The following is an 18,972-nucleotide window of genomic DNA, read 5'->3' as shown; positions in this document are numbered from 1 at the left end:
CATGGCGAATTTGTCAGAGAACCCACAATGGGTTGACGGCATTTACCAAATCGAAACGTCAGATCCGGTCGTGGGTGGACCGGATGGCGTTTCAAACCGACAGGCTAAAGAATTGGCCAGTCGTACCCGCTATTTGAAAAAAGAGCAGGAAAAAACGGGCAGCGATCTGGCGACACACGCTGCTGCCGCTGACCCGCATACGCAATATGCGCCGAAGGATAATCCGACTTTCACTGGCACGCCGAAAGCGCCAACGCCTGCAACCGACAGTAATAGTCAGCAGGTGGCGACGACGGCATTTGTTAAGTCCGTTGTTGCTGCACTCATTAATGGTGCACCTGCGGCATTGGATACATTGCAGGAGTTGGCGAAATCACTGGGTAATGATCCCAGTTTCTCGGCAACGGTGTTGAATGCGATTGCTGATGTAAAAACTGAGGCTGCGAATAAGCTGAATACACACAATTCAGCGGCTGATCCACATACGCAATATGCACCAAAAGCGAGCCCTGCGTTGACGGGTAAGCCGACGGCACCAACGGCGGCACAAGCATCGAATGATACGCAGGTAGCGACAACGGCATTTGTTAAAGCGGCTGTCGCCGCACTGGTGAACGGTTCCCCTGCGGCGCTGGATACACTGCAAGAGCTGGCGAACGCGCTAGGGAATGACCCGAACTTCTCGACCACGATATTGAATGCGTTGTCTGGAAAACTGGCAAAAGACCAGAACGGCGCGGATATTCCCGATAAATCCCAATTTCGCCAGAATGTTGGATTGGGCAACGTGATGATGGCAGGAGATTTCGGATGGGGCAGTGACGCAGTGATGATTCCTGACGGAACAAACGTTCAGGATTATTTTGCTCAGTCCCCCGCTTCTGGGGTTTATCGTTGTTATCTACCGTTAGGTATTACGCAAGGATTGGCGGCAGTTTTTCTTTTCACATTCACGAAATGGAATAAAAACCACGCAACATTAATTGCAACATCACTGGGTTCTGATACTCAGTGGATGCTACAAAATACGCTACAAGATGGCACGTGGAAGGGGTGGGGAATCTTTTGGAATAATCAAAACGTACCCAATCCAATGTCAGTTGGTCAGTATGGATTTGGTGGCTTTGGCGCAAAAATATCAATGCACGACGATGTATTTTTACCTTTTTTACGCAATATGTCCAATCCATCACAGATAATACGAAATGACGAAATTAACTCGATAGCAAAACAGTACTCACCTGCACTAATTATGCGTGCGGATGATTTGTGGACTGTTATATCTGCGGGAATATCGCCAGATTCGACTACAGCATATGGTGGGGTAGAAATTGCTACGGGAAATAATGATGGAACCGTTACAACAAAGTACCAAGTATGGACTGATAAAAATCTATTATCCCCAGTCACTGCTGCTGAAATTGCGGGCCTACCCCTGCCATTCCCCGGCGCCGTCGCGCCCGCAGGTTGGCTCAAATGTAACGGTCAGCAGTTCGACACCGCACAATTTCCTGTTTTAGCGTCCCGTTACCCCTCTGGCTTTCTGCCAGATTTGCGTGGCGAGTTCGTGCGCGGCTGGGATGATGGGCGCGGCGCTGATGCGGGGCGTGCGCTGCTGTCGGCGCAGAGTGATGCAATCAGGAATATAGTCGGGACGATTGGACAATTAAATGATCGCGTCAATACAACAGAAACCGCAGGTGTTTTTGATGCTAATAGATATACCGGTTCGTCAGCAGGTTTGGCTGGAGGCCAAAGGGGGAAAATTGTCACATTTGATGCATCAAAAGTTGTACCCACAGCAAACGAAAACCGCCCGCGCAACATCGCATTCAACTACATCGTGAGAGCAGCATAATGAGCAACTATTCAACACAAATTAAAAACGCAGAACTGAACGAAAACGGATTAGCCATCAACTCGGGGTGGATTACGGTTTATCACGTTAACCCCGCGACGCGAGAGTATCAGAGCGCGAGTTATGAATATGTCATGCAAGGCGTTGGTCTGCCCGCCGACAGCTACGCAGACGAACCCGAATTACCGCCTGTCGGCAAAGCTTTGCGCCGCAGCGCTGACGGTAAAGCGTGGGCAGTTGTACCGGATTATCGCGGCCAGACGGTCTACAGTACGGAAACACGACAGGCGCAGACTGTGACGCAGTTTGGCGAACTGCCTGATAACGTCACGCTGCTGAAACCATCCACTGAGTTCGATGTCTGGAACGGCAAAGCGTGGGTGCTCGACAAAGAAGCGCAGGCAGCAGCGGCAGTAAAAGCAGCGCAGAGCGAGTTAGCATCACGCAAAGCTGCGGCAACATCGCGCATTAACGAGTTAACGTATGCTGTTAATTTGGACATTGCGACAGAAGAAGAGAAAGCCGCGCTGGCAGAGTGGCAAAAATACGCGGTGCTGCTGAGTCGTGTTGATGTTAGCGCTACTGATATCGACTGGCCAACTGTGCCGGATAGTGAATTGATCGGCGTTAGCGATCAATAGCGCAAAATTGATCTGTATAAACGTTTATAAAACAACCGCTGCGAATGTCATTATGTGATTAGTTTTAAAACAATAATGTTACATCGGAGAAAGCGAAGCCCACCAGCCTTCAACTAGTGGGCTTTTTCTTTCCCTAAATCAAGAGTTCGATTCATTTTACACAATCTCAAATCGCGGCTTTCTTTCGCCGCATGCTTATGCGAAATCATTTGTGATTCTATGCAAAAAACGGCGCGCAACATGACCAAGCCGCGCAATAGCAATTTCCGCTGCGCCAGAGTGACCAGAACCCCACCAAACATGTTATTTTCATTGATAAGTTCTTTACTGTGTCGCCGCAAATGAGAGGCCAGCATGGATTACACCAAAATTATCAAAGAAGTGGGGCGCGGGAAAAATCATGCGCGTGATGTCGATCAGGCAACGGCTTATGAACTGTATAGCGCGATGCTGCGTGGTGACGTGCCGGATCTGGAGCTCGGTGGGCTGTTGATTGCGTTTCGCATCAAAGGCGAATCCGAATCTGAGATGTTGGGGTTTTATCAGGCGATGAACGAGCATGTGTTGCGCCTGACCCCGCCGGCGGGCTTCCCTATGCCCATCGTGGTTCCTAGCTATAACGGGGCGCGGAAGCAGGCAAACCTGACACCGCTGCTGGCGCTGCTGTTGGTAAAACTGGGTTTTCCGGTTGTGGTTCACGGCGTCAGCGAGGATCCGACCCGCGTTACCAGCGCCGAGATTTTACGTAACCTTGGCGTGACGATTGCGGAGAATGCCGAGCAGGCGCAGCAGGAGCTTGATAACGGCAGTCCGGTATTTATCCCTGTATCGACGCTGTGCCCAGCCATCGATCGTCAGCTACAGCTGCGCTGGCGTATGGGCGTGCGTAACAGTAGCCACACGCTGGCTAAGGTGGCGACGCCGTTTGGTGAAAGCGACGCGCTGCGCGTTGCCAGCGTTTCTCACCCTGAGTATGTTTCCCGTGTGGGGACGTTTTTTAATGACATCAACGGGCGCGCACTTCTGATGCACGGTACGGAGGGGGAGGTTTATGCCAACCCGCAGCGCTGCCCAGAAATTCATTTTATTCATCAGCAAAATACCAACGTGCTGCAACTTCGGCAGGAGATCAAAGTCGCACCCGATGCATTGCCGATTGCGAAGGATGCCGCCACCACCGCGCGCTGGACGGTACAGTGCCTGACGGGTGAAATTGCCATACCGCAGGCGATTCGTCTGCAACTGGCGTGCTGTCTGGTTGCTGCCGGTGAAGCGGCGACAATGGAACAGGCTGTCGCCACGATTAAAAAACGCCTTGGCTGATCGGTTTGCCGGAGCGGATTCGGACGCGTTTATCGCGCCACTTCACGCAGCCAAACGGCTGTCATTGGAAGAGAGAAGGAATAGCATGCAACAGGTAGCGGACTATTTTAACGCCTTGAATCGCGACTATCTGGCGGTTCATCAGGCGAAAGAAGAACTGTTTTGGCAACTGTATATGGGAACGGGCAACGATGAGGTGTCTGAGTGTTTCTCCGCCGCAGAAAGTGCCTATAAGCGCTTTATTTCGCAGCCGCAGCGTCTGGCTGAACTCAGAACCCATCTTGCGACACTGGAAAACAGTCCGCGTGATGAGCAACAGCTGGCGCTGTCGCACGGTTTGCAAGGTTGGTATCGGTTTTTCGACTGCAATGTGATTGAAGACCCGCAGGCTCAGGCGCTGATGGATGAGATCATCACCGCCGAAAGTGCGTTATACGCCAAGCGTAAATCCTATGAAATGACGCATCTGGATGCCAAAGGGGAACGGGTTTCCGCCTCACTCGGAGAGCTGCTGACCAATCAGGCGACCAATGATACCGAAGCCTACCGTCAAAGTTCCCAGCAGGCGCTGCGCGATCTCGAACAGTGGCTGTTGCAGAATGGCTTCCCTGAGCTGATTTCACTGCGTAACCGCTTTGCCCGTCAGATGGGCTACCGCAACTATTTTGACTATAAGGTCAACAAGACGGAGCGGATGACGCCGGAGCAGCTTTTTGCCATCCTCGATCCTTTTGAGGAACAGACCCGTGAAGCGAATGCCCGTAGCCTGAAAAATCTGGCAGATGAAAAGGGCGAAGAGGCTCTGCAACCGTGGAATATTCGCTATGCCAGCGCGGGCGATGTGACGCGCCAGCTCGATCCCTATTTCCCTTTCTCTGCGTCGCTGGAGCGTTGGATCAACAGCTTTAAGCGTCTGCGTATTGGGTTTAACGGTGCAGAAATGCAGCTCGATTTGCTGGTGCGCAAAGGTAAATACGAGAACGGATTTATGCATGGCCCGGTGCCGCCGTTTGTGCAGGAAGGGAAATGGGTTCCGGCACGGATTAATTTCACCAGTCTGGCAAAGCCGGATCAAATTGGCAGCGGTGCCAGTGGTATTAATACGCTGTTCCATGAAGGTGGACACGCCGCGCATTTTGCCAATATTAAGCAGAATGCGCCCTGTTTTTCACAGGAGTTTCCGCCAACGTCGATGGCCTATGCCGAAACGCAGTCCATGTTTTGCGACAGCCTGCTGGGTGACGCTGACTGGTTAAAACGCTATGCAAAGAATGCGCAGGGAGAGACGATTCCTGATGAGTTAATCCGTGCGGATATCAGTACCCAGCAGCCAATGCGCGCTTTCAATGAGCGACACATCCTGCTGGTGCCGTACTTTGAGTGGCAACTCTATTCGTGGGACGACGAGGCACGTACGCGAGAGGCGATGACGAAACTGGCGCGTGACACCGAACAGCGTATTTTGGGTATTAGCGGTAGCCCACGCCCGACGCTGGCGATCCCTCATCTGCTATCGATGGAATTGGCGTGTTCTTATCAGGGATACCTGCTGGCGCTGATGGCGGTAGAACAGACGCGAAGCTACTTCCTGCAACGCGACGGCTATCTGACGGATAACCCCGCTATCGGGCCTGATTTAGCGCAGCACTATTGGCTGCCGGGTAATAGCGTCAGCCATGACGATACATTGCGTAGTCTGACTGGTGAGGGCTTCAACCCCGCTTATCTGGCGCAGGCCTGCAATCTGACGGTCGATGAAGCCTGGCAACAGGCAGAAGAGATGATGGCGAAGGCGGCAGCTCGTCCTCAGCCTGCTGCAGATTTCGATCTGTCTGCGCGTATTCGTGTGGTCGATGGTAACCGCGTGCTGGCGGATAATGCGCAAGGGGACGAGAAGATGTGCCAGGATTTTGCAGCGTTTATTGAGCGGGAATACTCACGCTCGCAAGCGTAACGTTTATTGGCATAAAACGGTAAGAGAAAGGGGGCGAAAGCCCCCTTAAGGTTGCTGACAAAGTCTGTTGAGCGGGAGTAACGGATAGATCGTAAAGACGCTGTAAATACATCCCTGTACGCTCGGATTGCGCCATCCTTGGCGCAAACGCTTTACTCTTCTATTCCGTTACTCCCGTTTTCGTTCAGAAAATAGGTTTGTCAACAGTCTGAAGGGGGCGAAAGCCCCCTTATTGATCAAGATACGTGTTGCAGGAATTCACGCAGACGGTCGCTGGGTGGATTCGTAATCAGCGTTTCTGGGTCGCCATCTTCTGCAATGCGGCCTTTATCAATAAAGATCAGACGTGAGGCCACTTTATGGGCAAAACCCACTTCGTGGGTGACGATCACCATCGTCATGCCTTCCTCGGCCAGATCTTTCATGACGGTCAGCACTTCATGACGCAGTTCTGGATCAAGTGCAGAGGTCGGCTCATCAAACAGCATCAGTTTTGGTTTAACCGCTAAAGCACGGGCGATGGCCACTCGCTGCTGTTGACCACCGGAAAGCTCGGAAGGGTAGTGGTGGGCGCGTTCTGACAGGCCCACTTTCGCCAGCAATTCCAGCGCCAGCTTCTCGGCATCGGCTTTACTCGCGCCGCGTACCCGAATCGGGCCGAACGCGACGTTTTCCAGCGCGGTAAGATGCGGGAACAGATAAAACTGCTGGAATACCATCCCGGCTTCCTGACGGATTAAACGCTCGTCAACGCGAGGGTCGTTCACTTTCAGGCCGTCAACAACCAATTCGCCGCTGGTAACTTCTTCCAGCTTGTTGATACAGCGCAGCAGCGTGGATTTACCCGAACCCGAAGGCCCGATGATGACCACCACTTCACCCTGACCGATGGTGAGATCGATGTTGTGTAAGACCTGTGTCTTGCCAAAGTGTTTGGATACGTTTTTAAATTCAATCATATAATCTTAAGTCTTCTTTCCAGACGACGCAGAATAAAGCTGAGGATCAGCGTGATGCACAGGTAAATAATGGCAACCGCAGTCCAGATTTCCAGCGCACGGAAGTTGCCCGCGATGATTTCCTGACCCGAACGTGTAAGTTCAGCCACGCCGATAACTATAAACAGCGACGTATCTTTGATGCTGATAATCCACTGGTTACCCAGCGGCGGCAGCATGCGGCGCAGGGCGAGTGGGGCAATCACGTGACGTAACGTCGCACTGCGAGACAGCCCAAGCGCCAGACCCGCTTCACGGAAACCGTTATGAATCGACAATACCGAGCCACGGGTGATTTCCGCGATGTAAGCACCAGAGTTAATCATGATGGTGACGACGGCGGCAGCAAAAGGGTCGATTCGTACGGATGTGAAAATCATCGGCAGGGCGAAGTAGATAAACATCACCTGCACAACGATCGGGGTGCCGCGAATGATTTCAATAAAAACGAGCGAAATGCGGCTGGAAAACCAGCCGCCGTAGGCGCGGGCAAAACCCGCGACCACGCCAATCACCAGGCCGCCAAGCAGACCCAGAACAGAAATCAACAACGTCATTTTCGCCCCTTCCATCAGGAGGGGCAGAGAAGGCCAAATGGCGCTCCAGTCAAACTGCATGGAATATCTCCAGATTAAATCGGCAATTACTTAGGTTCTACGCCAAACCACTTCTTGTAGATCTCAGCATAAGTGCCGTTTTCACGCAGTGTTTTCAGGGCGCCATTCACTTTTTCACGCAGCTCGTTGCTGCCTTTCGGGAACGCGATGCCGTATTGCTGGGCTTTAATGGAATCACCTACCGCTTTAAACTGGCCGTTGCCTGCGGTTTTGATGAAGTAGAGAATATTTGGCGTGTCGTGCAGGACGGCGTCAGCACGGTTGGTGCCCAATTCCATGTAGGCGTTGTCGATGTTTGGGAACTGGCGCAGATCTTTGGTTTTGATATTGCCTTTCGCGTAATCAACGGAACCTGTACCGCTCTTCACCGCAACGACTTTACCCGCCAAATCCTGCTCGCCTTTGATGTCGTTGTTGTCTGCTTTGACCATCACGAGCAGGCCGCTATCGTAGTAACCGTCAGAGAAATCGATTGCTTTTTTACGCTCTTCAGTAATGGTTATGCCTGCGAGTGCCAGATCGATGTTACGCGTTTGCAGTGCAGGAATAATGCCGCCGAAGTCCATTGGCTTCAGGGTGTACTTCAGGTTGAGCTGCTTTGCGATCGCATCCCAGAGGTCGATGTCAAAGCCGACGTACTTGTCACCTTGTTTGAATTCAAAGGGGACGAAAGCGGTGTCGGTTGCGACAATCAGTTCTTTCTCAGCCGCATAGCTAGAAACACTCATCATCATCGTCAGTGCAGCCAAAGAGACCTTAAGTAGTGATTTCATTAAACCCTTCCTATTAGCAGTTGTGGAAGCTTTTTGTTTTACAGGCGTTTTAAGCATAGTACATCGTATGAAAGTGAAACCTGAGTCAGTTACCCTGCGCTGTGCTTAACCTGTTGCTTTATTTATTGCCTTGCTAGCGGTGAAATTTTCACCTCCGATTCGCTCAGGCAAGGCGCTGCTATGATTAACTGATTTACAGAAGGGAAACAACCGTTGATTAGCGTTATGGCCAATTAATACGGGCAAAAGCTAATTTTTTGAGCGTCTTAACGGATAAAATGCGTGGTTTGTGCGGGTTATGCCAGAAAAGAGGGCGGCTTGAGTCGGGAGACTGGCAGAAAAAAGGCTGCCTAAGCAGCCTTGAACGCGTTCACGGGGTGATAACGCCGACTATTCGATGTTTGATTCAATGAACCACAGGAACTGATCCAGATCGCGTGATGCGGCGGTTAGAATATCTGCAGAGGCCTCATCTTCCGTTTTACCAATGGCTTTGCGTACATTGTTAGCAACAATCGCATAACGTTCGGCCAGCGCTTTAAGATGATCCTGAACGCTATGGATGTTGGTTGGGTAGCTTTTCAGTGAGGTTTGTTTACCCACGATTTGCACCGTACCCAGCGCCACACCGCCTATCTGCACCACGCGCTCGGCGATGGTATCCTGATGGTCAATAATCGAGGTGCGGAAGCCATCCAGCATTTCATGGACGGCGATAAAGTTTGCGCCACGCATGTTCCAGTGCGCCTGTTTGGTAATCAACGACAGGTCGATGAAATCAACAACCAGTTGGTTTAACAGCGCGATCGTCGAGGCCTTAACGCTATCATCCAAATCATTGCGAGTGTAAAGCAGTGCGGACGGTGCTGATTTCACGAGTTTGGCGGTAGGCATAATAGTATCCTCTCTTTAATTATTGATAGTCTTACTGTTCAATGTGGTTAATTATAGCAGTGATAAAAATTAATATTGAAAAGAATCACCTATCAAATGGATAGCTATAGCATAACAATGGTGTGGGTATTTGTAGTCAGGATTGTTCTGATACCAATAATGTGGCTGCGGTGATGTAAGTGTAATATTCAATTTCCATTGAAATATCATGTCATATATTGATAAATATCATCATCGGTTAGATAAAAATAATTATTATCCGCTATTGCTTAAATAGAATGACAGCGTCGTTTCCCTCTTAAAATGTATCGTTTTCTTCTTAAAATATAGCGTGTGCGAGTAAAAGGAGTCGTGGTGAATGAGAGTGAATATTATTGGCACCAGTGGAAGCGGCAAATCTACGCTCGCTCGCCGCTTGTCTGAAAAGCTGGCTATTCCGTACATTGAGATGGATGCATTGTTTTGGCTGGAGGACTGGCAAGAACGGACGGATGCCGATTTTTTTCAACGGCTTGAAAGTGCGCTGGAGCCTGAAAGCTGGGTATTGGATGGCAACTATAATCGAACGCGTGAGATCAAATGGCGCAATGTTGATGTCGTGATTTGGGTCGATTACAGCTTTACTCGCACGCTTTTTCAGGCGGTACGGCGTGCCTCTCTTCGGGCATGGCGTAAAGAGGAGCTCTGGAGCGGCACGGGTAATAAAGAGTCTTTTCTCCGCAGTTTCTTTAGTCGGGATTCCATTATCCTCTGGACAATAAAAACCTATTCAAGAAACCGGAAACGGTATTTGGCGGATTTAGCCGATCCTCACTATCGTCATATCCGTTTTATTACTGTGCATTCTCCTCGGGAATGTGAAACTTTTCTGCAACACTTTCCCAAGGAAATACACACTCATTCGGCTTGAGTCGTTACTTTTGCCCCACCCGCAGGTTTTATTGTCAGCGTTGCGCCGATTGACGCGATGATAATAAAGATCAGCGCCATCCACTGTATGAACGATAAATGTTCGCCGAGAAAAAGAATCCCGGAGAGGGCGGCAATAGCGGGTTCCATACTCATCAGCGTGCTGAACGTTCTGGCGGGCAGACGGGTTAATGCCACCATTTCCAGAGAATAAGGAAGCGCGGTGGACAGGATGGCGACGGAAATACCGAGCGGGAGTATCGAGAGCGAGAACAGCGTGCTCTCTGCGTAATACGCACCAATAGGGCAGAAGATCAGCGCAGCAATGCAGGAGCCGATAGCGACGGTTCCCGGCCCGTGGTTTGCTCCCGCTTTTTGCCCAAACAGAATATAAAGTGCCCAACAGGCACCCGCACCCACAGCGCAAGCCGCACCCGTTAAGTCAACATTGCCGATATTGTGTCCCAGCGGCAATAAGAACCATAGTCCGGCAACAGCCAGAAAAATCCACAGAAAATCAATCGATCTGCGTGAGGCTAACATCGCAACGGCAAGCGGGCCGGTGAACTCCAGTGCGACAGCAATGCCGAGCGGCACCGTCTGCAATGAGAGGTAGAACAAGAAATTCATTCCGCCCAGTGTCATGCCATACACCAGCAGCGGCAGGCGGTTACTGCTAAAACGCATACGCCACGGTTTGAAGATGATGCACAGAATGATCGTACCAATTCCCAGACGCAATGCGGTGACACCAGTGGCTCCGATGAGCGGAAACAGGCTTTTAGCCATAGCAGCGCCACTTTGGATAGATAGCATTGAGATAATGATGAGCAGTACAGGTAAAAATGATGGGGTGCGATGGGAAAATGAGGTCATTCTTTTGGCCTTAAAACAGATATGACATTCCGTTGCTATTATATCCAATTGTAAACAATTTGTCTGGCATGAATTGACTTTTATTGACCTTTATTTACGCATCATTTAACTGGTTTATTTTTGTCCAATACGAATAGCATACAAACTGAGCGGAGAATTAAGAATTATCTGCTTTGTCGTTCTGCTGTGAATTTATTTTCAATCTAACTGTCACAATGAAAAACTCAATGTAATTATGGTGATAGGTTGATTTTGACAATATTTGTTACATCTAAAGCCTAATTGATAAATATTTATAGGGCGGCAATTCTCGAATTTATTTGTTATATTTGCCCCGTTAGTGAGTCTTTCATAAAATGAATTTGAGGCTGTAAATATGAAAAAAATCGCGTGTCTTTCCGCTCTGGCTTGTGTATTAGCCGTTGGCGCAGGTTCTGCATTTGCTGGTCAAAGTACTGTAACTGCAGGCTATGCTCAAGGTGATGCTCAGGGCGTACAAAATAAAGTTAAAGGCTTTAACCTGAAATATCGTTACGAGCAAGATAATAACCCACTGGGCGTTATTAGCTCATTCACCTACTTGGAAAAAAATGGTAGCGATGGCAGCGACTACAATAAAGGCCAATACATGGGCTTTACTGCGGGTCCTGCTTACCGTTTGAATGACTGGGCAAGCCTGTACGGCGTTGTTGGTTTCAGCCACGGTAAAGTAACGAACAACGCGACCAACGGTTTGAACAACAGCAGCAACGACGATTACGGCTTCACCTACGGTGCGGGCGTTCAGTTCAACCCAATGCAGGACGTTGCGCTGGATGTGGGTTACGAACAAAGCCGTATCCGCAGTGTTGACGTTGGTGCCTGGGCTGTTGGCGTAGGTTACCGCTTCTAATCTAACCCTGTCTGGGGTGTTTACCCTCAGCGTTGGTTGTTAGATGTGTCGGAAGAATCCGCTCTTTTTAGGGCGGATTAATGAGATGGTCACCCCCACCCTGTGAGCGGTACGCTGACAGGGTGTTTTTCTTTCTGAAGGGGATCATCATGCAAAACGTTACGCTCATCGGTATCGACCTCGGCAAGCATTCGTTCCATGTCCACGCTCAGGATAAAAGCGGCCATGCATTGCTACGTAAGAAGTTTTCTCGCACCCAGTTAACCGCCTTTCTTTCCACCTGTTCTGCCGCCACCGTTGTGATGGAATCCTGCGCCGGTGCGCACTTTATGGCCCGACACATCAGCCAACTCGGCCATCAGGTTAAACTCATTTCACCGCAGTTTGTTCGGCCTTTTGTTAAAAGTAACAAGAATGATTTTATTGATGCAGAAGCTATCTGTGAAGCGGCATCGCGGCCCTCTATGCGCTTCGTTACGCCACGAACGGAAGACCAGCAGGCGATGTCTGCATTGCATCGCGTTCGTGATGCCCTCGTCAGGGAGCGCGTCAAAGCCACTAACCAGATGCACGCTTTCCTGCTGGAGTTCGGGATAAGTATGCCGCGCGGCATTGCCGTTATCCGGCGTCTGACCGCGGTGCTTGAAGAACATCAACTTCCCCCTTATTTAACCCGCCTGCTTCTCCGGCTTCATCAGCATTATTCTTATCTCAGCGAACAGATTGAAGGGCTCGAACAGGAGCTAAAAACGCACATGGCGGATGATGATACCGCGCAGCGTTTGCTGACCATTCCCGGCGTCGGAATGATAACGGCGAGTCTTCTGGCAACGAAGCTGGGCGATGGGAAAAACTACGCCAGCAGTCGGGACTTTGCCGCTTCGACGGGATTGGTCCCACGACAGTACAGCACGGGCGGAAAAACGACGCTGATGGGGATAAGTAAGCGGGGGGATAAAAATATGCGACGGCTGTTAGTCCAGTGCGCACGGGTTTTTATGCAGCGGCTCGAGCATAATCCGGGGCGACTGGCTGAGTGGGTGAAGGTGCAGCAGACGCGGCATCACTCGAACGTAGTGGCATGCGGACTAGCCAATAAACTGGCCCGAATAGCCTGGGCAGTGACGGTGCACCGCACCGCCTTTAGTCACTAAAAGAGCTAACAGTTAGCGGCTGTTAGCTCTGAGGTATTACCGGGTTACCATCTGGTTTTGCGAAGACTGATTATTGATGACATGAACGGCACAGCGACCTGCGGATGAACCTGACATAAAAAATGGCTCTTTGAAGCCGCCGGATTTTTAAGGTTCAGCAGGTGCGGACTTCATCGTGGCGCGGGCAACGCAGAGTTACCCATCAGACGCCGTATAGATTTAAGCAAGCCCATCATAAATCAAAATCGGTGTTGCAAAAACGGGGGTGACCATAGATTTTTTATGGCACTAAATTAGCGACAAGTTTCGCCAGTCATCTATCCAGTCACTTTCCAGTCGGTCGATATCCCGTCGTTCTTGCCAGCATTGATCAAATGCATGCAGCATCGTCTGTTATAAGAATTTATCTTGACGTTAAGATTCTTTATGTGAAGATAATGCTCATCAAGTCGTAGTGATTTACTCAAGCTATTGAGGTTATACATGGCAGTGACATCAACAGTCCGCACGCGGGCTTTTCTGTTCTTCACGATTATCCTGCTGGGGCTGAATTTACGTCCTGTTCTGGCGGGGATTGGCCCATTGCTGGATCAGATTCAGTCTGCAACGGGTCTGGATGACAGCATGGCGGGGATGCTAACCACGCTCCCAGTGTTCGCGATGGGGTGGTGTGCGTTATATGGCGGCCAATTGCAGGCGCGTCTTGGTGAATATCGGGGAATCACGCTGGGCATTGTGGTCATTGCCTTGGCGTGCAGCGCCCGCTGGTGGCTGAATAGCGGTATTGCACTGCTGGTTAGCGCCGCGCTTGCCGGAATCGGGATTGCCTTGATTCAGGCGCTGGTGCCGTCGTTTATCAAGCTCCATTTTGGTCGCCACAGCAGTCTCCTCATGGGTTTTTATACCACGGCGATTATGACCGGTGCGGCGTTTGCGGCTTCATCGGTTTCTCCGCTGGCAAATGCGTGGGGCTGGCAACGTGCGCTGGCCTGCTGGGGAATGTTGGCGCTGGTGGCTGCGGTGGCCTGGCGGTGTATCCCTAAAGCGTACACCGCAAAACAGGATTCGGCGGCTGTCATAGCAACGCGCCGAAGCGGAATGGACTGGCTGCTGATGGTGTTCTTCGGCATTGGTACGGGCGCGTATACGCTGGTGCTGGCATGGCTGCCGCCGTATTACATTCAACTGGGGTTAGATGCGACGCAAAGCGGCCTGATGTTGGGCGGATTAACGCTGACAGAAGTGATTTCTGGCCTGTTGGTGTCCACGTTTATCAACCGTTTTCCCGATCGACGTAAGCTGCTGCTTCCTATCTTGAGCGTGATGCTGGTGGGGATGATTGGGTTGATTGTGGCTCCACTGACGTTCACGTATCCCATTATTATTATGCTGGGCGTTGGTATAGGTGCGCTGTTCCCGCTATCGCTCATTGTGGCGTTGGATCAGGTGACCGAGTCACATAAAACCGGTTCATTGATGGGTTTTGTACAGGGCGGCGGTTACATCCTCGCTAGCCTGATGCCTTTGCTGGCTGGTTTTATACGCCAGCATACGGCGGGTCTGGAGCAGGCCTGGATGATTATGGCCGTCGGTGTGGTCGTGTTGATTATCATGGCGACCCGTTTTGCTCCGGTGAAGAGCCCGAGTCGCTAGCCGTTTGTGGTGTTATAAGCGAGCGGAAACCCGCTCGCTATCATTAATTTGTCGGTGGACGATAGCGCCATAGCCAGCGCCCGCTCATCAGGCGGCGGTAATAGAAGAACCCGCGTACAATCCAGTCAAAGAACATCCCCATCCATACGCCGATCACGCCAAAACCGAGCATCACGCCGAGGATATATCCTGCGATGACCCGACATCCCCACATCCCCGCCATTGCCACCCACATGGTGTAGCTGGCGTCTTTCGCGCCTTTCAAACCAGCAGGAAGCACCCAGGACGCCGCCCAGATGGGCATAAATAGCGCGTTGAGCCACAGGAGATGTTTTGCCACTTCGATAACTTCCGGCTCATTGGTGTAAAACGACGCCAAAAAGCTGGCGCTCGGCACCGACAGTACGGCAAGTACGCATAGACCGATATTGGACAGCCAGAAGATGTGCTTCAACTGGCGGGTGGACTGCATGACCTGGCCTTTCCCCAGACGAGTGCCAACGATAATCGTGGCGGCGGCGCCGAGCGAATTACCTGGAAGGTTGATCAGCGTTGAGATGGAGAAAGCAATAAAGTTCCCGGCAATGACCTCGGTTCCCATATCGGCCACAAAACGCTGGGTGATGAGCTTGCCGATGTTAAACATCACGGATTCAATACTGGCGGGAATACCGATACTGAGTACTTCATAGAGGATCGACAGGGTAAAAGGCGCAAAGTAAGACTTGAAGGGAATACGCAGCGCACCGTTAAAACCGTGCATCAGCGTCAGAATCACGAATACTGCGCCGATATAGCGCGAAATGGTAATACCAATGCCCGCGCCAACAAAACCAAGGCCATCCCAGGAAAATGCACCGTAAATCAGCAGGCTACTGATGGCAATATTGAGAATGTTCATCCCAATGTTGATGACCATGGGCAACTTGGTATTGCCCGCACCCCGCAACGCACCACAGCCTACCAGCGCGATGGCGACAGCCGGATAGCCCCACACTGTCCAGCGAAGGAATGTGAGAGCAAGGGCTTTAACCTGTACGTCGGCCTGTCCTGCGATCAGATCGATAATCGCTGAGCCGGCGAATTCAACCAGCGCGACCAACAGAAACGATGACAGAACCAGTAATGACATCGATTGACGAGCGGCAGATCGCGCCTGCTTTCTGTTGCGCTGTCCCAGACTGAATGCGACAACCACGGCTGTCCCTAATGCGACCGCGGTAAAGAACGCGATGATGACCATATTGAAACTGTCAGCCAGACCGACGGCCGCCATGGCTTCTTTTCCCAGCCAACTGACTAGGAAGGTGCTGAAAACCCCCATTAACACGACGCAAAGGCCTTCAATAAAGATCGGGAAGGCGAGCGGTGAGATTTCTCTCCAGAAGAGAACGCGGTTGGAGTAACGCTTTTTATACCAGTCTGTGTCTTTTAATTTTTTCATGAAACGATCTTGGCGGTATCGCAAGTTTCCCAGTCGGCACGGTAAACAGAGCCACAAGGTGGCTCACAAATAACATTATTTTTGCACGGCACTTATGCATACAGTGACTTACCCATACCGTTACTGATCTCTTTTGTGCGATCGCGGCAGTATGTCTGTTTTTTAAAATAGCGTTTCTATTTATAGAGTATCAGTCGCTAAATCGATGTCCAGTCTGGATTGCTTTCCCCGCGTGGAAAGTTGTTGCGCGTGCCCATTATTTAATTTAGATTTCACTTAATTAGTTTTTACTAAACTAATGGTGGCACGTAGACAATCAGCGATGTCACCTTCATTGCTGGCTGAATGCCACGTTGAACGATGTATTATGCCGGTTTTTAGCCACTCAAAAAGAGGATCACGATCATGCCAACGCCACTTGCTATCTCACCGATCCAGGCCCGCAAATTGTTAGATGAAGGGGCGATACTCATTGATATTCGCCAGCCGGAAGAATATGCCCGCGAGCACATCGCACAGGCAAGGTTGCACCCGCTGAATTCCTCTGCTGGGTATATCCTTCCTGATGATGAGAGGGCAGGAAAGATTGTGATTTTCCATTGTCTGTCCGGCATGCGCTCGGAACAGAATGCTGACTTGCTGGCGCAGGCAGTTTCCCCTGCAACGGCATTTCTTCTTGAAGGGGGAATGAGTGCATGGAAAAAGGTAGGATTTTCGACGGAAGTGAATCGTAAACAGCCGATTGAACTCATGCGGCAGGTTCAAATCGTCGCTGGCGTACTGATTCTGGGTGGTGTATTACTGGGTTACAGCGTAAACAGCGCTTTCTTCCTGCTCTCCGGTTTTGTTGGGGCAGGGTTGCTGTTTGCTGGGGTGACGGGTTTTTGTGGTATGGCAAGGCTGTTGATGAAAATGCCGTGGAACCGTACCGCCAAACGCTGATGTGCCGGATGGCTTGCCGGTAAGCGGAGTGTTAACCGATAACGTTAAAGAATAGGGGCAGTAATATGGACATGAAAAACATTCCGTTTGGTACGACTGACTGGTCGCAAATAGAGCCCACCGAGCACCGAGGTGAGACGGGGATCGCCTACTGGCGAACACAGCGTTTTGATAATATTCGGGTTCGTATTGTTGAGTACACGCCTGGCTATCTGGCCGATCACTGGTGCTCTAAAGGGCATATTCTGCTGTGCCTTGAAGGCGAGCTTCATACAGAATTGGACGACGGTCGTGTTTTTGTCCTTAAACCGGGAATGAGCTATCAGGTTGCGGATAACGCAGAAGCCCATCGCTCCTACACCGAGAAGGGCGCTAGGCTGTTTGTTGTCGATTGATGTGAGGGGGCTAACTCGGAATGACGGAGAGAGTAGCCCTCGATATTACGAGAAAATACCGCAGGGATTTGATGAGATACTATTGTGGGCAAGGGAACTGCATCTCTCTCCATTTCACCGTAGTACGGTCGCCTTTATAGGCGAGTGGTTCACGTATAACACTGGCCTTGAACATTTAGAAATGAATATTAACGATTAGTAAAAATAAATAAACATTGTGCTACTCATTATTAATAAATTGATAGTTATTATTCAAGAATAATAGCAGCATAAACATCGGTGTTATTTAATAGTCATATATTCATAATCGGCCGAGCGGCCATTAAATAAAATGCCAAAATTGGAAGGTATAAACGTTACTGAAAAATGATAGATCGATGTATTGACTACTGATTAAATCAGGAAGTCATCCTGAGTTTTATAAACAATAAGATCTAACAATGCGCGATATTTTTCCTGAAAAGCGGTATTTGATTCTGTTTCAATCTTGTGGACTAATTTAGCGATGATAGCCTTGTTACTGACGGAATGGCCAGATTGAATGATCTCTTCCACAATGTTGCCAAGCATTTCCATATCGCTGATCTGAGAATCAAGGCCAAGGCCACCAGATGTTGGATTCTCGTTTGGGGACACATCTGGATGCATTGCTTCTCCTCCCTTTTGTGCTTTGGACATGGTTTACGCATACTGCCAGACAGCGTTAATACACGATCCACCAGATCTGAAGAAATGGTTACTTAATTTTAGCGCATCATACACATAAAACCAGTCAATAAGATAAATAAACACAGAATGACTCAGCGATGCTGCTAAATGTGAAAGGATGATGGCGATCAATGGTCAGGCAGATAAATATGAATTTATCTTTTTTCACCCATGTGATGTCTGAAATAATTATACGAGATACATAACTTCAATAAGTTAAACATAACGAGAGGAAAGGGGGCAGGGAAAAACATTAACTGAACATAAAAACTATTAATGCATTTTGATTACATCCTATAAGATTTTGATCTGTACAAGAAGATGACATTTTTCTACGATACATGCTGTTTATCAATAAGTGTCTTTCTGTCAAAAATTGTCCGTTTACCCAAAAATATCTTTTTATCAAAAGAGTGCTGTAGTTTACCTGGAGCGTTGGCATGCAAAAGATCAGAGCAAAAGCAGTTTGTCTTTTCCGCAATAATGGCAAAATTCTGTTAGCCGAAGGGCATGACCCGATAAAAGATGAGCACTATGTGTTGCCGCTCGGTGGAGGCATCGATTTTGGCGAACTGTCGCAGGCCGCGGCGGAGAGGGAAGTTCAGGAGGAAATCAGTGCGGCGACCAAGGACTTTTCGCTGTTGGGCGTTTCAGAGAATATTTTCTCCTACAATGGCAAACTGGGCCATGAGATTGTCTTTGTTTATGAGGCTCGATTTCAAGATGAGTCGCTTTATCAACAAGATATCATTCATGGGATAGAGACAAACGGTGTTCCGATCGTGACTCGCTGGTTTGATATTGATTTGCTGCGTTCAGGGGAAATCAGGTTTTATCCTCATGGTATAGTGAATATGATCTAGCCGGAACTAGCGGGTTGGTATGATGGTAGGCCGTTGCCTCCGTGATGATAATACGTGCCGATGTTAAGCGTCGAAATA

The 18,972-nt window shown here is 49.9% G+C and carries 19 protein-coding genes; 11 read left to right on the top strand and 8 right to left on the bottom strand.

All coding sequences use genetic code 11. The features are described 5' to 3' along the window. The first annotated feature begins 1 nt into the window (after position 1). The gene (locus DMB82_RS12380) at positions 2–1,858 is read left to right on the top strand and encodes a phage tail protein (protein WP_116163282.1); all 1,857 of its coding nucleotides are present in this window, start codon (positions 2–4) and stop codon (positions 1,856–1,858) included. Further along, entirely contained in the window at positions 1,858–2,499 is a 642-nt protein-coding gene (locus DMB82_RS12375; protein ID WP_116163284.1) for a tail fiber assembly protein, read from the top strand. The genes DMB82_RS12380 and DMB82_RS12375 overlap by 1 nt, the downstream gene beginning before the upstream one ends. Before the next feature lie 113 nt (positions 2,500–2,612). Here DMB82_RS12375 and DMB82_RS12370 read toward each other — a convergent pair whose 3' ends face one another. Then, the gene (locus tag DMB82_RS12370; RefSeq protein ID WP_103941301.1) at positions 2,613–2,855 is read right to left on the bottom strand and encodes a hypothetical protein; all 243 of its coding nucleotides are present in this window, start codon (positions 2,853–2,855) and stop codon (positions 2,613–2,615) included. Between DMB82_RS12370 and ybiB the strand changes: the two genes are divergently transcribed. Together ybiB and DMB82_RS12360 are read left to right on the top strand one after the other, a co-directional pair. After that, the gene (gene ybiB, locus DMB82_RS12365) at positions 2,854–3,822 is read left to right on the top strand and encodes a DNA-binding protein YbiB (protein ID WP_116155102.1); all 969 of its coding nucleotides are present in this window, start codon (positions 2,854–2,856) and stop codon (positions 3,820–3,822) included. The genes DMB82_RS12370 and ybiB overlap by 2 nt on opposite strands. Before the next feature lie 85 nt (positions 3,823–3,907). Continuing rightward, on the top strand, positions 3,908–5,776 hold the full coding sequence (locus DMB82_RS12360; protein WP_116163286.1) for a M3 family metallopeptidase: 1,869 nt from the start codon (positions 3,908–3,910) through the stop codon (positions 5,774–5,776). 236 nt (positions 5,777–6,012) lie between these two features. Here DMB82_RS12360 and glnQ read toward each other — a convergent pair whose 3' ends face one another. The 4 genes from glnQ to dps all read right to left on the bottom strand — a co-directional run bounded on the left by glnQ (position 6,013) and on the right by dps (position 9,058). Further along, complete coding sequence (gene glnQ, locus DMB82_RS12355; RefSeq protein WP_102119487.1) at positions 6,013–6,735, bottom strand: glutamine ABC transporter ATP-binding protein GlnQ; 723 nt, start codon at positions 6,733–6,735, stop codon at positions 6,013–6,015. Further along, entirely contained in the window at positions 6,732–7,391 is a 660-nt protein-coding gene (gene glnP, locus DMB82_RS12350; RefSeq protein ID WP_010294864.1) for a glutamine ABC transporter permease GlnP, read from the bottom strand. Before glnP ends, glnQ begins: the two co-directional genes overlap by 4 nt. Positions 7,392–7,417: 26 nt before the next feature. Next, positions 7,418–8,164: a glutamine ABC transporter substrate-binding protein GlnH gene (gene glnH, locus DMB82_RS12345; protein ID WP_116163288.1), complete on the bottom strand. Its 747-nt coding sequence runs from the start codon at positions 8,162–8,164 to the stop codon at positions 7,418–7,420. Positions 8,165–8,554: 390 nt separating this feature from the next. Then, positions 8,555–9,058, bottom strand: coding sequence for a DNA starvation/stationary phase protection protein Dps (gene dps / locus DMB82_RS12340; protein ID WP_102119489.1), 504 nt, complete (start codon positions 9,056–9,058; stop codon positions 8,555–8,557). Between the two features lie 358 nt (positions 9,059–9,416). Here dps and DMB82_RS12335 point away from each other — a divergent pair, with 358 nt between their 5' ends. Next, positions 9,417–9,968, top strand: a complete 552-nt coding sequence (locus DMB82_RS12335) for a shikimate kinase (protein ID WP_102119490.1) — start codon at positions 9,417–9,419, stop codon at positions 9,966–9,968. Here DMB82_RS12335 and rhtA read toward each other — a convergent pair. Next, the gene (gene rhtA, locus DMB82_RS12330; RefSeq protein WP_116163290.1) at positions 9,956–10,843 is read right to left on the bottom strand and encodes a threonine/homoserine exporter RhtA; all 888 of its coding nucleotides are present in this window, start codon (positions 10,841–10,843) and stop codon (positions 9,956–9,958) included. The two genes, DMB82_RS12335 and rhtA, sit on opposite strands and share 13 nt — an antisense overlap. Before the next feature lie 376 nt (positions 10,844–11,219). On the opposite strand from rhtA, the gene ompX reads away from it, so the two are divergent. From ompX to DMB82_RS12315, 3 genes are all read left to right on the top strand, one after another. After that, positions 11,220–11,735 (top strand): outer membrane protein OmpX, encoded by a 516-nt coding sequence (ompX, locus tag DMB82_RS12325; RefSeq protein WP_039480180.1) that lies wholly within the window; start codon positions 11,220–11,222, stop codon positions 11,733–11,735. Positions 11,736–11,884: 149 nt separating this feature from the next. Beyond that, the gene (locus DMB82_RS12320; RefSeq protein WP_228399994.1) at positions 11,885–12,889 is read left to right on the top strand and encodes an IS110 family RNA-guided transposase; all 1,005 of its coding nucleotides are present in this window, start codon (positions 11,885–11,887) and stop codon (positions 12,887–12,889) included. A 483-nt stretch (positions 12,890–13,372) separates the two neighbouring features. Further along, positions 13,373–14,542: an MFS transporter gene (locus DMB82_RS12315; RefSeq protein WP_116164021.1), complete on the top strand. Its 1,170-nt coding sequence runs from the start codon at positions 13,373–13,375 to the stop codon at positions 14,540–14,542. A 43-nt stretch (positions 14,543–14,585) separates the two neighbouring features. Here the strand turns inward: DMB82_RS12315 and DMB82_RS12310 are convergent, their stop codons facing one another. Then, positions 14,586–15,986 (bottom strand): EmmdR/YeeO family multidrug/toxin efflux MATE transporter, encoded by a 1,401-nt coding sequence (locus DMB82_RS12310; RefSeq protein ID WP_116155107.1) that lies wholly within the window; start codon positions 15,984–15,986, stop codon positions 14,586–14,588. Between the two features lie 405 nt (positions 15,987–16,391). Here DMB82_RS12310 and DMB82_RS12305 point away from each other — a divergent pair, with 405 nt between their 5' ends. Next, positions 16,392–16,928 carry a rhodanese family protein gene (locus DMB82_RS12305; protein ID WP_102119494.1) on the top strand — a complete coding sequence of 179 codons (537 nt, stop codon included), beginning with the start codon at positions 16,392–16,394 and terminating at the stop codon, positions 16,926–16,928. Between the two features lie 65 nt (positions 16,929–16,993). Then, positions 16,994–17,323 (top strand): DHCW motif cupin fold protein, encoded by a 330-nt coding sequence (locus tag DMB82_RS12300; protein WP_116155108.1) that lies wholly within the window; start codon positions 16,994–16,996, stop codon positions 17,321–17,323. Positions 17,324–17,716: 393 nt separating this feature from the next. Here the strand turns inward: DMB82_RS12300 and DMB82_RS12295 are convergent, their stop codons facing one another. Further along, complete coding sequence (locus DMB82_RS12295) at positions 17,717–17,971, bottom strand: biofilm/acid-resistance regulator YmgB/AriR (protein ID WP_102119495.1); 255 nt, start codon at positions 17,969–17,971, stop codon at positions 17,717–17,719. Positions 17,972–18,471: 500 nt separating this feature from the next. On the opposite strand from DMB82_RS12295, the gene DMB82_RS12290 reads away from it, so the two are divergent. After that, a complete protein-coding gene (locus DMB82_RS12290) occupies positions 18,472–18,894 on the top strand; it encodes an NUDIX hydrolase (RefSeq protein ID WP_116155109.1) in 423 nt (140 codons plus the stop codon). The last annotated feature ends 78 nt before the right edge of the window (positions 18,895–18,972 follow it).

The organism is Pectobacterium aquaticum (assembly GCF_003382565.3).
Classification (GTDB): domain Bacteria; phylum Pseudomonadota; class Gammaproteobacteria; order Enterobacterales; family Enterobacteriaceae; genus Pectobacterium; species Pectobacterium aquaticum.
The sequence above is the reverse complement of the archived record's forward strand: the minus strand, read 5'-3'. Positions and strand labels throughout refer to the sequence as shown.